16 protein-coding genes are annotated in these 14,083 nt (G+C 50.6%); 14 read left to right on the top strand and 2 right to left on the bottom strand.

All coding sequences use genetic code 11. The annotated features are described in order from the left end of the window. The first annotated feature begins 253 nt into the window (after nucleotides 1-253). The 9 genes from fimA (at nucleotide 254) to JHD74_RS20395 (ending at nucleotide 8,285) form a co-directional block, all read left to right on the top strand. Complete coding sequence (fimA, locus tag JHD74_RS20435) at nucleotides 254-802, top strand: type 1 fimbrial major subunit FimA (RefSeq protein WP_024530428.1); 549 nt, start codon at nucleotides 254-256, stop codon at nucleotides 800-802. Between the two features lie 78 nt (nucleotides 803-880). After that, nucleotides 881-1,423 carry a fimbrial protein gene (locus JHD74_RS20430; protein ID WP_065686984.1) on the top strand — a complete coding sequence of 181 codons (543 nt, stop codon included), beginning with the start codon at nucleotides 881-883 and terminating at the stop codon, nucleotides 1,421-1,423. Between the two features lie 125 nt (nucleotides 1,424-1,548). Further along, nucleotides 1,549-2,217, top strand: a complete 669-nt coding sequence (locus tag JHD74_RS20425; RefSeq protein WP_074031645.1) for a fimbria/pilus periplasmic chaperone — start codon at nucleotides 1,549-1,551, stop codon at nucleotides 2,215-2,217. 82 nt (nucleotides 2,218-2,299) lie between these two features. Further along, nucleotides 2,300-4,939 carry a fimbrial biogenesis usher protein gene (locus JHD74_RS20420; protein WP_199063388.1) on the top strand — a complete coding sequence of 880 codons (2,640 nt, stop codon included), beginning with the start codon at nucleotides 2,300-2,302 and terminating at the stop codon, nucleotides 4,937-4,939. A gap of 22 nt (nucleotides 4,940-4,961) precedes the next feature. Further along, on the top strand, nucleotides 4,962-5,489 hold the full coding sequence (locus tag JHD74_RS20415) for a fimbrial protein (protein ID WP_065686982.1): 528 nt from the start codon (nucleotides 4,962-4,964) through the stop codon (nucleotides 5,487-5,489). Between the two features lie 15 nt (nucleotides 5,490-5,504). Further along, nucleotides 5,505-6,011 (top strand): fimbrial protein, encoded by a 507-nt coding sequence (locus JHD74_RS20410; RefSeq protein WP_370592682.1) that lies wholly within the window; start codon nucleotides 5,505-5,507, stop codon nucleotides 6,009-6,011. A 13-nt stretch (nucleotides 6,012-6,024) separates the two neighbouring features. Further along, nucleotides 6,025-6,942 (top strand): fimbrial protein, encoded by a 918-nt coding sequence (locus tag JHD74_RS20405; protein WP_199063387.1) that lies wholly within the window; start codon nucleotides 6,025-6,027, stop codon nucleotides 6,940-6,942. A gap of 66 nt (nucleotides 6,943-7,008) precedes the next feature. Then, nucleotides 7,009-7,671, top strand: a complete 663-nt coding sequence (locus JHD74_RS20400) for a response regulator transcription factor (RefSeq protein WP_074031650.1) — start codon at nucleotides 7,009-7,011, stop codon at nucleotides 7,669-7,671. Then, a complete protein-coding gene (locus JHD74_RS20395; protein ID WP_074031651.1) occupies nucleotides 7,671-8,285 on the top strand; it encodes a helix-turn-helix transcriptional regulator in 615 nt (204 codons plus the stop codon). Before JHD74_RS20400 ends, JHD74_RS20395 begins: the two co-directional genes overlap by 1 nt. Before the next feature lie 113 nt (nucleotides 8,286-8,398). Here JHD74_RS20395 and JHD74_RS20390 read toward each other — a convergent pair whose 3' ends face one another. After that, complete coding sequence (locus JHD74_RS20390) at nucleotides 8,399-8,974, bottom strand: tyrosine-type DNA invertase (RefSeq protein WP_074031653.1); 576 nt, start codon at nucleotides 8,972-8,974, stop codon at nucleotides 8,399-8,401. Nucleotides 8,975-9,406: 432 nt separating this feature from the next. Between JHD74_RS20390 and JHD74_RS20385 the strand changes: the two genes are divergently transcribed. Together JHD74_RS20385 and JHD74_RS20380 are read left to right on the top strand one after the other, a co-directional pair. Next, nucleotides 9,407-9,658, top strand: coding sequence for a DinI-like family protein (locus JHD74_RS20385; protein ID WP_074031654.1), 252 nt, complete (start codon nucleotides 9,407-9,409; stop codon nucleotides 9,656-9,658). Nucleotides 9,659-10,133: 475 nt separating this feature from the next. Then, nucleotides 10,134-10,523: an SHOCT domain-containing protein gene (locus JHD74_RS20380; RefSeq protein WP_024484143.1), complete on the top strand. Its 390-nt coding sequence runs from the start codon at nucleotides 10,134-10,136 to the stop codon at nucleotides 10,521-10,523. Nucleotides 10,524-10,814: 291 nt separating this feature from the next. On the opposite strand, the gene JHD74_RS20375 is transcribed toward JHD74_RS20380, so the two are convergent. Next, on the bottom strand, nucleotides 10,815-11,633 hold the full coding sequence (locus tag JHD74_RS20375; RefSeq protein ID WP_199063386.1) for a winged helix-turn-helix domain-containing protein: 819 nt from the start codon (nucleotides 11,631-11,633) through the stop codon (nucleotides 10,815-10,817). A gap of 719 nt (nucleotides 11,634-12,352) precedes the next feature. Here JHD74_RS20375 and JHD74_RS20370 point away from each other — a divergent pair. The 3 genes from JHD74_RS20370 to JHD74_RS20360 all read left to right on the top strand — a co-directional run. Then, a complete protein-coding gene (locus tag JHD74_RS20370; RefSeq protein WP_074031658.1) occupies nucleotides 12,353-12,733 on the top strand; it encodes a helix-turn-helix domain-containing protein in 381 nt (126 codons plus the stop codon). Between the two features lie 118 nt (nucleotides 12,734-12,851). After that, on the top strand, nucleotides 12,852-13,397 hold the full coding sequence (locus JHD74_RS20365; RefSeq protein WP_074031659.1) for a fimbrial protein: 546 nt from the start codon (nucleotides 12,852-12,854) through the stop codon (nucleotides 13,395-13,397). Nucleotides 13,398-13,451: 54 nt separating this feature from the next. Further along, on the top strand, nucleotides 13,452-14,083 hold a 632-nt coding region (locus JHD74_RS20360; protein ID WP_199063385.1), incomplete at its 3' end, for a fimbria/pilus periplasmic chaperone.

Genomic DNA, 14,083 nt, shown 5'->3' with positions numbered 1-14,083 from the left:
CAAAGCATTTAATATTTTTGTTCCTGGATTTGAATATTAAAAATAGTCAATTAATTCGTAATTTATTAATTTATCGCTTTTTTATAGGGTGAGACAAAATAGCCCCAAATGTCTCATGTTGCTGGCGAAAACTGAACGGAATAGGGAGGTCCGGCCGTGAGTAGAAATGAAGTCTGTGCGGTTGCCCGCCAGGGGAATCGACCTCCACACTTTTTCATGGTTATGAAACATTATGTGTTCAAAGGAAAATAGTATGAAAATCAAATCACTGGTTGCTGGTATTGCCGCAGTTCTTTCTCTGGCTGGCGTCGCTAATGCGGCAACGGTTACTACCGTCAACGGTGGCCCTATCCATTTTAAAGGGGAAGTTGTTAATGCGGCTTGTGCCGTGGATGCCGGTTCTATTGGCCAGACAGTGCAATTGGGGCAGGTTAAAACGACTTCACTGGCTACCGCTGGTGATGTTAGCTCCGCTACCGGGTTCAACATCCAACTGAATGATTGTGATTCTACCGTTGCTACCCAAGCAGCTGTCGCTTTCAGCGGCACAGCGGTTAACGCCACCTATCCTACTGCGCTGGCCCTGCAAGGCTCTGCGGCTGGTAATGCAACTAACGTCGGCGTTCAGATCCTTGATCGCACCGGTACTGCGTTAGCGGTTGATGGCGCTACCTTCAGTGCGGCTACTACGCTCTCTGATGGCACCGTTATTGTTCCATTCCAGGCTCGTTATATCGCGACCGGCGTAGCCACTGCCGGTATTGCCAACGCTGATGCGACCTTCAAGGTGCAGTATCAGTAAGCTGAATTAGCTTATCAAGGATGATGATTACAGGCCAGGGAGGCCTGATTTTCAGCTACCGGAGGCAAGGAGTGTGCGATGTGGAGAATGGGAGCGGGACTCCTGCTGACCCTGCTGTTGGCGGGGAAGGTCGTTGCTGACGATCGTTGGGAGGAACAACCTCTCGGTGGCCTGATGCGCTTTCAGGGTGAAGTGATCGCTGAAACCTGCTCGGTGGAAGCCGGAGATCGCAACTTGACGGTATCGATGGGGAATATCACCACCGACCGGTTTCGTATGCCTGGCGATGAGGCCGATCCAGTCCCCTTTGATTTACATCTGCAGAACTGCACTACCGCGGTCAGCCGTAACGTGGGGGTCATGTTCCATGGCATGGCAGACAGCAATAATCCGCAGGTGCTTTCTGTTGGTGAAGGGCCAGGTGTCGCCTCTGGCGTAGCCGTGGCGTTGTTCGACGACAGAGGCCGATTTATTCCACTCAATACTGCGCCGCGGTACTGGGTGCCGTTGCAAGAGGGGCCGGTGATCCTGCATTTCGTAGCGAAATACCGCGCCACCGGACAGCCGGTGAACAATGGTTTGGCTAACGCTCAGGCCTGGTTCGCACTGACTTATCAGTAGGCCTTGGCCGCAAGATGAAAAGTAATAGCGCTGCGAATGCTTGGCCCTTGGCCGCGCAGTGTTATGGAAGTCAGATCCTGATGGACGAGGTAAATGTGAGAACAATTTCGAAGGTTGGAAAGGTGATGTCCGTGCTGCTGTTGTTGGCGGCGGGGCATGTTGGCATGGCAAACGCCGGAGTCGGCCTGGGCGCGACCCGGGTGATCTATCCTGCCGATCAGAAGCAGGTGACTTTGGGAGTCAGCAATAACGATGAGAAAAGTACCTATCTGATCCAATCCTGGGTAGAAAACGCTGATGGCCAAAAAGATGGTCGGCTGATTATTACGCCACCGTTATATTTGATGCAGGGAAAAAAAGAAAACACGTTGCGCATTATTGATGCGACTAATCAAAGCTTGCCGAAGGATCGGGAAAGCCTGTTCTGGGTTAACGTCAAAGCGATCCCCTCACTGGACAAATCACGCCAGGATGAGAACACCCTGCAATTGGCTATTACCAGCCGTATCAAACTGTTTTATCGCCCCAATGGGCTGAGCATTGCGCCAGACAAGGCAGCGGAGCAGCTGCGCTTTAAACGTAGCGGCAAAGAGTTGACGATCGTCAATCCTACCCCTTATTTCATCACGCTGAGCGAGTTGAACGCTGGCACTCGGCAGTTGGCAAACACCATGGTATCGCCTATGGGATCGACCAATGTGGCGCTCCCCGCCGATGCAGGCAGCACGATTTCCTATCGGACTATCAACGATTACGGTGCCCAAACGCCGGCATTCAAGGGTGTGATGCAGTAAGGCCTGGAGCCGCTATCCACTTCATCAAGCTATAACCAGATAAATCAGGCAGCCGGGCGACCTGTATCGAACCGGAGGGATCATGCTATACCTGAAAAACGGCACGGAAAGTCGCAGAGTGATAAACGATAACCACCAGGGTGCCCCCATCTTAAAGCTGACTTTAACGCCTTTGGCCTTGATGCTGTGGGCGCTATGTGGCGATGCATCGGCTCGAGCGGAAAATTACTTCAACCCTCGTTTTCTGGCTGACGATCCGGCGAAGGTGGCCGATCTGTCTGGGTTCGAAAAGGGACTTGAGGCGCCTCCGGGTATCTACCGTGTCGACATTTATATGAATGACGGGTTTATGTCGACCCGGGATGTCTCTTTCCGGGCCGATGCCGATAACAAGGCCTTGGTGCCTTGCCTGACTCGCAGCCAACTGGCCACCATGGGTGTCAATACCCGGGCGGTCCCGGGAATGGCCATCTTGGCATCGGAAGCCTGCGTACCATTAACCTCGCTGATCAAGGAAGCCTCCACTGATTTTGACGTTGGGCGGCAGCGCCTGTCTATCAGTGTTCCTCAGGCTTACATGGGCAACTCTGCCCGTGGTTATATCCCGCCTGACCAGTGGCAAAACGGCATCACTGCCGGGCTGCTCAATTACAGCTTCACCGGCAGTAATGTCCGTAACAGCCAGTCGAGCAACAGCAATTACGCCTTCCTTAACTTACAAAGCGGCGTGAATCTGGGGGCCTGGCGGCTGCGGGATAATACTACCTGGAGCTACACCAGCGGCGGTGGATCGAGCTCTAATCAAAACCGCTGGCAGCACGTCAATACCTATTTGCAGCGGGACATTGCGCTGCTGCGCAGTCGCCTGACGTTGGGTGACGGCTATACCTCAGGGGACGTTTTCGACGGCGTGAACTTCCGCGGCGTACAGGTGGCGACGGATGACAATATGTTGCCAGACAGCCAGCGAGGGTATGCTCCCGTGATCCGCGGAATTGCCCGCGGCACCGCCAGGGTCACGGTCAAGCAGAATGGGTTTGAGGTGTATCAGACCACGGTGCCGCCAGGCCCATTTACCATCGACGATCTGTCTGGATCGGGCAGCGGCGGTGATTTGCAGGTCAGCATTCAGGAAGCCGACGGCACGGCTCAGGTCTTTACCGTGCCCTATACGTCGGTTCCTGGGCTGCTGCGCCAAGGGCAGGTGAGATATACGGTGATGGTGGGGCAGTATCGCAGCGGCAACGATCAGCAAGAAAAGCCCACCTTTGGCCAGGGCACCCTGATGTGGGGGCTGGCTGACGGCTGGACGCTGTCTGGTGGCACCCAGCTTGCCGATCGCTATCGTGCGTTCAACCTTGGAGTGGCTAAAAACCTGGGCATTTTCGGCGCCGTGTCGTTTGACATCACCCAGGCTAGCGCCACCTTGCCGGATGACAGCACCCATCAGGGGCAGTCGCTGCGCTTCCTTTATAACAAGGCATTGAACGAATGGGGCACCAACCTGCAACTGCTCGGCTACCGCTATTCCACCAGCGGCTATTACGCGCTGGGTGACACGACCTGGCGCCAGATGAGCGGCTACAAGGCGGCAACAGATGAAGGTATCGTCGAGCTCATTCCGAAACTTACCGATTACTACAATCTGGCCTACAACAAACGTGGGCGGTTGCAGATGACGGTGACTCAGCAGGTTGGGGACAATGGCACCTTTTATCTGACCGGTAGCCATCAGACTTATTGGGGGGTCGGTAAGGCGGATGAACAACTGCAGGCTGGTTACAGCGGTACGTTGGAGGATATCACTTATACCCTCAGCTACAGCCTGACCAAAAATGCCTGGCAGGACGGACGCGACAATATGCTGGCCTTTAACATCAGCATCCCGTTCAGCCATTGGTTGCGTTCCGACAGCCAGTCCGCTTTCAGCCGCTCTAGCGTCAGCTACAGCATGTCTGACGATCTGAGCGGTAGGATGACCAATCAGGCTGGGGTGTATGGCACGTTACTGGAAGATAACAACCTGAGTTACAACGTGCAGGCCGGTTACGCCGGAGGCGGAACGGGCACTTCAGGCGGGACGGGTAACACATCGCTGAACTATCGAGGGGCTTCTGGCAACGCCAACGTGGGTTACAGCCGCAGCAGCGGTACCAGCCAACTGTATTACGGGCTGAGCGGCGGTGTGCTGGCCCATGAAAATGGCATCACCCTGAGTCAACCACTGAATGACACGCTGATCCTGGTCAAAGCGCCGGGGGCGGGTAACGTATCGGTGGAAAACCAGAGCGGGATACGTACCGACTGGCGGGGATATGCCGTACTGCCGTTTGCCATGGATTATCGTGAAAACCGCGTGGCGCTGAACCCCAATACGCTGGCAAACAACGTCGAGCTGGATGACGCGGTGGTCAGCGTAGTGCCGAATCACGGCGCGGTGGTGCTGGCTGATTTTAAAACTCATATCGGGCTGAAGGTACTGATGACGCTGACCTATAACGGACAACCGTTGCCATTCGGGTCGGTGGTGTCCTTCGATAATGGCCGCTCTGGCAGCATTGTTGCCGACGGCGGACAGGTGTATCTGACCGGGTTGCCGCCAAGTGGTGAGGTGAAAGCCAAATGGGGCGAGGGTGCAGGCGGGCAGTGCGTGGCGAGTTACCAACTGCCGCCGGAAAGTCAGCAGCGTGCACTCAGCTATCTAACGGCAGTATGCCGATGACGCTGGGCGGGAGAGGCGATCAATGAGAATACAACTTTATAGCCTGTGTCTGCTGGCGCTGTTTAGCGCCAGGGTAACGCAGGCTGCGGACAGTACCATCGCCATTAACGGCTACGTTAAGGACAATGCCTGCTCCATAGCGCCGGGTTCGCAAAGTTTTGTGGTGGATCTGATGAGTAATGCGGCCAAGCAGCTGCATCGGGTAGGGGCGACGACGCCGATGGTGCCGTTCAGCATCGTGCTCGATAAATGCGGCGGTTCAGCCATCGCGGTGAAAACGGGTTTCACCGGTGGGGCAGACAGCGACAATTTGACTTTGCTGAAAATCGACGGTGGGGCCGGTGCGGCAGCCGGCATGGGTATACAGATCCTCGATAACAACGGCAATGCCATTGCTCTCAATGAGATCTCGAGTGGGTTGAACTGGTCAAACATCACCGCCGGGCAATCCAATACGCTGTATTTCTATGCGCGTCTGATGGCGACCCGTGCCCCGGTGACTGCCGGGCAGGTTAGAGCAACGGCAAACTTCACCCTGGAATTTCAGTAACCGGAGAAAAGGGCTATGAACATGAGCAAGCTGGGTCCGATCGCGGGGTGGTTACTGATGATGGTACTCCCCCTGGCGCATGCGGCAGATGTCAACATCACCATCAATGGCAAGGTGGTGGCAAAACCCTGCACGGTATCCACCGTGTCCACTACGGTAGAGCTGGGTGATTTGTATACCTTCAACCTGCTGGCGGCAGGTGCGACTTCGCCATGGCATTCGGTGACATTGAACCTCACCAACTGCCCGGTAGGGACCTCAAAGGTGACCGCGACCTTTTCCGGCACGGCCGATAGCAGCCGAAGTTATTACGCCAATCAGGGCGCGGCCCGCAATATTGCGTTGCAACTGGCTGATAGCAGTGGGGTAAATCTGCCTAACGGCAGTACCAAAGTTGTGGCGGTGAATGACGCATCGCTGGCCGCCAGCCTGGTTTTGCAGGTGAGGGCCATTACGCCCAGCGGCAATGTGACGCAGGGTTCGATTCAATCCCTGATCAACGTGACTTACACCTATTCCTGATGATGAAGAACATATGAAAGACTTAATCCGCGTATTTCTGAAATATCTGGGTGCAGCTGCGCTCTTGATTGGCTATTCATCCAGTGCCCATGCATTTGCTTGCCAAACGGCGGCCGGGGCAACCATCCCTATCGGTGGCGGCAGCGCTAACGTGTTTGTGGATTTGACTCCGCAGATCGGGGTCGGCCAAAACCTGATCGTTGATTTGTCCCGTCAGATATCCTGCCGAAATGATTATCCAGATACTCGAATAGACTACGTTTCTCTGCAAAGAGGCTCGGCCTATGGTGGCGTACTGGCAAGTTTCACCGGTAGCTTTGTGTATGACGGTACTTCTTACCCATTCCCGACAACCTCTGAAACCAAGTCCGTTGTCTATAGAACCACCACTATGACGCCATGGCCCGCCGTGCTTTATCTCACGCCTATCAGCACCGCAGGTGGAGTGGCGATAACCAGTGGGTCGTTGATTGCGGTGTTAAATATGCATCAAACCAATAACGTAGGAGAATCGCATTCGTATATTTGGAATATCTATGCCAGCAATAGCGTGGTGATCCCTACCGGTGGCTGTGATGTATCTTCCCGCGACGTTACCGTGAATCTGCCAGAATATCCGGGAACGGTGTCGATACCGTTGACGGTGCGTTGCGCTAAGAACCAAAACCTGGCCTATTACCTGACCGGGCCAACCACGGATGCCGCATCCACGATTTTTGCCAACACCGCCTCTGCACCGGTGGCTCAGGGAATTGGCATTCAGGTTGCCAACCGCAATGGTGTCATTGCCACCAATAGGAACGTTGCGCTGGGTACCGTCGGTAGTTCTGCAGTCAGTTTAGGTTTGACCGCCAACTATGCACGCACTACCGGTCAGGTAGTGGCGGGTAACGTCAAGGCCGTGGTGGGTGTGACCTTTTTGTATCCTTGAATGTGCGTTTGAACGAGGCCTCAAGCCTGGGGGAAGGGCACTAAACACGGTTATTTAGGAGGAAAAATGCAGCAGGCAAATCATCAGCAAGTCGAGCATGCGACAGCGGAAAGCCGCAAGCGAATTCTGGTTGTTGAGCCATCCAGGATCAATTGGATCGGGCTGCAGCGGTTACTGGGGGACGCGGGCAGCACTGAGTTAAGTTTTTGCCGGGTCAGTAAACTGACCGATGCCAAAAAGAAAGTTTATGAATTTAAACCTGATGTGATCTTGTTTAGCTCATTATCTCGTGGCACTGACTATCTGTCGTTATTATCCTTTTTGTCAGATATTGCCAGTTATCATCATAAAACCAACTCGGTGATCTGGTTGCAGCATGATATGGCCTGGCTGGTGCAACTTCTCCACGCGTTTGGCGTAGATACGGTACTGATCGATCCGGTTAACCTTTATCAAATCACCCAATGTTTAGGCAGCGAGCAGACTGATAAAACGTCCAAAAATGCGGCTTTATTAGGTAAACAGGAAAGATTAATTGCGCTAGCCTTACTGCGCGGGCGCAGTGCTACGGCTATTGCCAATGTGACGGGCAAAGATGTACGTACCATCAGCACGCAGAAGAAATCGATCATTAGAAAGTTACAGATGACAACCAATGAGGAACTCTACCTGCTGGCGGGTAGGCTGGTTTATTTAACCAAGATAAACAGACTGAGTGGTGAGGTGTGATGAAAAAAATAATGATTATGCATCCCTGCATTGTGACCTGGCATGGTTTGTATCAGTTATTCAGGCGCAAACTGCCTGATGCAGAGATCTTACCGGCACACTCTATCTATGATTTGGTGTTTAATGATGATTTATCTGATGCTGATCTGATCGTCAGTGAGCTCTATGGCCTGAATGAAAATATCACTATGGGGGCGAAGCTGCTGTCATTTATTCAATCGGTCAGGCAGGACAAACCGTTACTGATTATGACCGATGTGCCAGGAAAACAGGTGTTGGATTGCCCGGGTTACCTGCCTGGGGCATCCTATATTGCTCTATCTGAGGATATTCGTCAGCTAGTTAATCAGGTCGATCGGGTCTTGTCTGGCAATATTGTTGTCAGTCCGTCTCTGCGCAGAGAGCGGGAGATTAGTCTGTTCAACGCCGATACCAGACCTTTTTCCCGCTCGGAAATAAAGGTTTATAGCTTATTGCAGGAAGGCTTCAGCATTTCGCAGATAGCGAAGAAGATTTCTCGCAGCGTCAAGACCGTGAGTGCGCATAAACGTAACATGATGGGCAAGCTTGGCATTGAGAGTGAAGTCGAGCTCTATGCCTGCTTTAATCAATAGTCAAATATCGGTTACTGCCCGATTTGGAGATCGCTGATCTACAGCGATCTCCGGCGGTGGTAGAGCATGGTTTGCTGCATAATACACTAAAAGTGAGGTTATTCTGGCAGGGTTCAGCCGTTTTTTCGTTTACCCGCTTCCCATATGCCAGCGAATCGTGCCGCATTACTGGCGGTATAGCGTACGGTATGGCGAATATTACGGTGCCCCAGATAATCCTGGATCAGGCGGGTATCGGCGCCTCTTTCCGCCAGTTCATAGCCACAGGCATGGCGTAACATATGGGGATGCGTATTGATGACCGTCCCTGCCAGTTCGCCAGCCTGGCGGATAATGCGCCAGGCTTGACCACGCGATAACTGGGTTCCTCGCTGAGAAATAAAGATAATGTCCGGGTCTGCCCCCGGTTTCCATTGGGCCCTGAGCTGTTTCCATTCCCTAATTGCCTCGCATTCGTCATTCATCAGAGGGTGAACGGTAGAAAAGCCATTTTTAAGCCGGCGTATATTTATCCGTCCTTCGACCATTTCAAGATCGCGAAAGCGCAGGCGCAGTAGCTCGCTGATACGAAAGCCGTGGCGGAAGGCAAGCAGGATCAGGCAGCTGTCCCGTACCCCAGTTTGTGTCTTTCTGGCAGCACTCATCAGGTTACGAACTTCTGTCAGAGTGAGAAATTTACGCTGTACCAAAGAAAACTCCTATATTTTTTCGCTTAAAAAAACGCCATAATTAGGATTGGATAGAATAAAATTCTTACCTATCGTTTTTAAATCACAAAGGTGCAATAAAAGTTTGTAAGACATTCATTTAGAGATAATTTCATAGGAGAATTCCTATTTCGGTATTTATTGAGATGTTACAGGTGACGACCGACAATATCCAGCATTTACGGGGAGGGATCTGCACTGTTTAAATAGCATTGATAATACAGTCTATAAGTTGGCTATTTCTTGGTGATATAATGATTTTCAGGTTTCTTAATAGTGTAAAGTATAATAAATTCCACATTTGTCAGAATAAAAATTCGATATATGGCGTAATGAATCGATACTAGCCAAAAATTGTACATTGAGCCTATCATGATAGGGATAATCCCACGCGCATTGCTAGAGGCTACCAATATGAATATTCAAATAAAAGTTGATAACAATTTGTTCGACAACTTGTCTGAGAAAGCCCGTGAGGCCTTGCTGGACGAAATGCAAACACGTGTCCATGAGGTCTATCCAGCCAGCCATCTCACGGTGATCGCTGGGCTGAATGATAAGACCGAGATCGTGACCAGTGATTTTTTTAACGATGTTGAGGCAAAACTGACCGTGCAGGAAATTGTCGACGATGTCATCCTGCATGGCCATTGGCGTAACGCATAGCCCTCACCCCAACCCTCTCCCACGGGGAGAGGGAGCTGTCAGCCCCTGCTCGTTTGTAAGAAAAGCGATAATCTCAGCAAACTCGATCGGTCCCATCCACAGGGATAGGGGGCTGTCAGCCCCTGCTCATTTGTAAGAAAAGCGATAATCTCAGCAAACTCGATCGGCCCCTTCCACAGGGAGAGGGAGCTGTTATCCCTACTCTTCGTAAGTAAAGAAATCATCTCAGTAAACTCGAACGCCCCCATTCAAGATACATCACCGTATTTTCAGCCCACTCGGTCGGTCCCCTCTCCCTGTGGGAGAGGGTTAGGGTGAGGGGCCCGTGCCTTACTCATACAGATACCCTCTCTTCCCGTATTTTTCCCGCCTAACATGGAAAAAATGAAAGTCCGACATATACTTATGGTGCTAAACATCAATCTGTTATTGAAAGCCGTTTTATCCTGGTTTTGCTAGACCATAAGGAGCACTAATGACTTATCACCTACTCACCCTGTGGGATATTCTGGTTACCACCTTCTCGTTCTTCTTCTTTATTGCCTACCTGTTTATTCTGTTCCAGGTCGTTTCTGACCTGTTCCGCGATCACCAACTGAGCGGCTTTTATAAGGCGGTATGGATTGTGTTCCTGCTGTTCATCCCGTTGTTAACGTCTCTGGTCTATCTGATTGCCCGTGGTAAAGGCATGGCCGAGCGGCATCGTGCGCAGGTGCAAAAATCTGTCTCAGCCACCAACGAGTATATCCGTGAGGTGGCTGGCAAATCGCCAGCCGAGCAAATTTCGGATGCCAAAAAGCTGTTGGATGATGGCGTGATCACCGAAAGTGAATACCAGCAGCTTAAGGCTAAAGCATTGGCTTGAGGTTGAAGTTGGCAGGAAACATGATTGGAGAGGAAAGGGGGCCTGGCCCCCTTATAAAATCAAGGTAACTGCGATCCTGCTTCTTCGTTATCATCCCCTTCGGCACGGCGCTTATTGGCCATATCGCGGGTGGTGCAGCACTCATGTGGTAAATCCCTTAATGACAAGAAAACTCCCTTTTTCCCAAGTAGGTATACCACTTGGGAGGTCTCTTGCAATCTACCGGGCCCACATGACGAATGCAACTACGCCGCCGCCGTTCGTTGTTGCCTTACCTTTATGGTTAAACGGCTATTGGCTCCCCGCTGGTCGCAGGCCGGAAAAAGGGTCGTGTTGATTATCGATTTGAAATCGTGAGGAACATCTCAGATCGCCTTGTGCAGTGGTATCGCAAAATAATACCAGCGTGCTGTGGTTTGCCGGGGTTCGAGTAATGTAGACAAACTCATCCGGATTGCAGACCACATTGTTGACGGTCAAATATTCTGTGTAGCCAGCCACATTGGTTTCCAGATCGTCTCTATCTATATAGACAGAACATTGATTGATCGTGGCAGCTTTATTGTGGCTGTCAAAAAAACGTGCGCTTTGTGACTGATTGCTGGCCAGAAGGATCATCATAGCCATAATGAACGCCGTAAATAGGCCATAACGCAATAGCTTGCTCTGGTTTAAAACCGTGCGTTTTGACGGCGGCGTTTCGGCCTGTGGGCTCTCCACTGGGATCGACTCCGGCTTATTGCTTTGCTGCACTATGACCTTGGTGCTCTCTTCTTGTTGTATTTCAACGGTGCCGGAAAAAACTACCCCAACTTTAGGAACCGTTCTGATGATATTTTTACTCAACCCGGCTTCCCGCATCCCTTTTCTTACCAATGAAATGTTCTGATAGAGGGTATTGGCAGTGACATATTGGCCGTTTTTTTGCCATACCTCGTTAAAAAAGTCGCTTTGACTGATCACCTCGCCGGGATGCTGCAACATTAATTGCAGGCAACGGCTGGCAGGAACGTTCAAAACGGTTTCTTTACCCCGAGCGCGCAGTGGGCACAGGCAGTGCTCTTCTGGGAGGTACAGTACGGTGTCGTTAATGATCACTTTATGTTTCATTTCAATATATTATCTTTTTGTCGTCTGAGTGTCCGATTTATTTAAAGTATAGTTTAACCGTTTATAGTGGGATGAAAAATCAGTAACAATTCACATTCATTTAAAAAACAATATGTTAATAACTAATCTTAAATGAGAGTGACTGTCATTTAAGAACGATTGAGAATAGTCTGTTCTGATTCAATATGTTTTTTTAATTTGTTGAATTTCATGTATTTTTTTGTTTTTTATCAAGAATAAAACTACTTCACTCAGAAAAGTCTCATCCATGACCTAGTATTTATTCCATCAGCAAGGGGAGCACAAAGTAAAACAGCTTCATCTTGCTGAGGTAAAGGATAGCTTCACCGGTAGCGGCTTTTTATATCGGTGTAACAGATAAATCCTAATCGTGAGTTTGTAGGTAATGGATTGAATATTAATGAGTAAAATTTAATGGCCAGCTATAAATGTTGTAAGATAAAAATCTTTGACATTTATGACTACTCAAATGAGGTGAAGTAATGAGTTATGAAAAACACCAGAATGATTCGCGTCGGCTAGCGGTAAATTCTGACTGAATTGAATTGCTCGGAATTTAATGCTGTCGTGAGACTTTTAGTGATGGCAATGTGATCATCTTGGCGCGGTTGCCATAGTGGAAATTGCTTCTATAATGTCTCACCTAAGGGAGGTTTGTTATTTTTGTTATTAAACCAAAATAATAATCCGAGATGCATATGGAAAATAGACTTTATGGATTCCTAATTGATGATGATATTCAATTCGATATTGCCAACCGAAGACTCCTTTATTACTCTGATGGAGCTGCGGAGCGCACCCTGTTTTTCAAGGTTATCTCTCTAAACGAGATCCAGACCCGATTACTGATTTATTTGCTGGCGAATTGCCGGGATGCCGTCATCTATAAAAATGACATAATGAAAAACGTTTGGGAGGAGATTAATTTATCTTCGTCCAGCCAGCGTTTATGGCATGCAATAAATGAATTGCGTAAGAAACTGGCGTCACTTGGACTCCCGGAAGATTTTATAGCGAACGTTCATGGTATTGGCTATTCCGTCGATAACCACCGAGTCTCTTCGCTATTTATTAAGTAAGTTGTTGTTAATATAAATGCTAGAGTCATCTAGCTATATCCATCCCCATGGGTATTCACCAGGCCATTTTAATGGATATTAAAATGGTATTCATAATACAAGGTAAGTAGGAATATATATGAAAAAGTTAGCAATCGCTGCATCCCTGATCGCTGTTTTCGGTACTGTTGGCCTGGCTCAGGCAGCTTCTACCGGCACCATCACCTTTAACGGTGAACTGACTGCCAACACCTGTGACGTTATTGTTGACGGCCAGGCAGCAAACGCCACCGTAGTTCTGCCAACCGTAAGCACCAGCCAACTGCAAACTGCCACTCGCACAGCAGGTGATACCGGCTTCGTGATGGCCCTGAACAACTGTTCTGGCACGCTGGAAACTGCTTCTGCCTTCTTCCAGGCGGGTGCCTCGGTTGATGCGGTGACTGGCCGTCTGCTTAACACTACCGGTGGTGCAACCAACGTCAGCCTGCAATTGCTTGACGCTTCAAGCCCGACTCAGGCCGTGATCAAAGCCGGTAGCCAAGATCAGGTTACCGCGATGACCTATAAAGACGTTACCGGTGGTAGCACTACTCTGCCGTACATTGTTCGCTACTATGCAGAGGCAGCAACCACTGCGGGTACCGTAGTCAGCAACGTTGTTTATTCTATTCAGTACCAGTAATGGACTGTGGGAGGGGGTATCCCCCTCCCAATCTGTCAGTTTTCGGAGTTAATGATGAAGCTTCTCTCTACTAATGTGCTGCAAGTTGGCACGCTTGCCGCCGCAGCCTTATTCAGCGTCAGTAGCTTGGCCAGTGTGGTGATTAGTGGTACTCGGGTGATTTACCCCTCTGACGCTAAAGAAGTCAGCGTCAAAATCAGTAACGGCGGTCCATCACCGGTGTTGTTGCAAAGCTGGATCGATAACGGTGACGCCGACGCCAAACCGGCAGCGATCAAGGTGCCGTTTGTCCTGACGCCCCCGATGAACCGTGTGGAGCCAAGTAAAGGCCAGACGTTACGTATTAGCTACGCCGGTGGTTCGCTGCCGATGGATAAAGAATCGGTGTTCTGGCTTAACGTGCTGGAAGTCCCGGCTAAAGCCCAGGGTAAAGTGACAGAGAACCGCTTGCAGATGGCGTTCCGTTCGCGCATCAAGCTGTTCTATCGCCCAGCGGGTCTGCAAGGTAACGCCAATGAAGCGGCTAAAGCGCTAACCTGGAACAGCCAGGGTAATCGGGTACAGGCCAGCAATCCAACGCCTTATTATGTCTCGTTGGTCAACCTGTCGGCTGTCTCTTATACACATCTAAAAAGGGGGGGGGGGGGGGGGGGGGGGGGGGGGGGGGGGGGGGGGGGGGGGGGGGG

The sequence above is a fragment of the Serratia sp. ASV30 genome (assembly GCF_016428815.1).
GTDB classification, from domain to species: Bacteria; Pseudomonadota; Gammaproteobacteria; order Enterobacterales; family Enterobacteriaceae; genus Chania; species Chania fonticola_C.
Note: the sequence above shows the minus strand (reverse complement) of the source record. Positions and strands in the feature narration are given on the sequence as shown.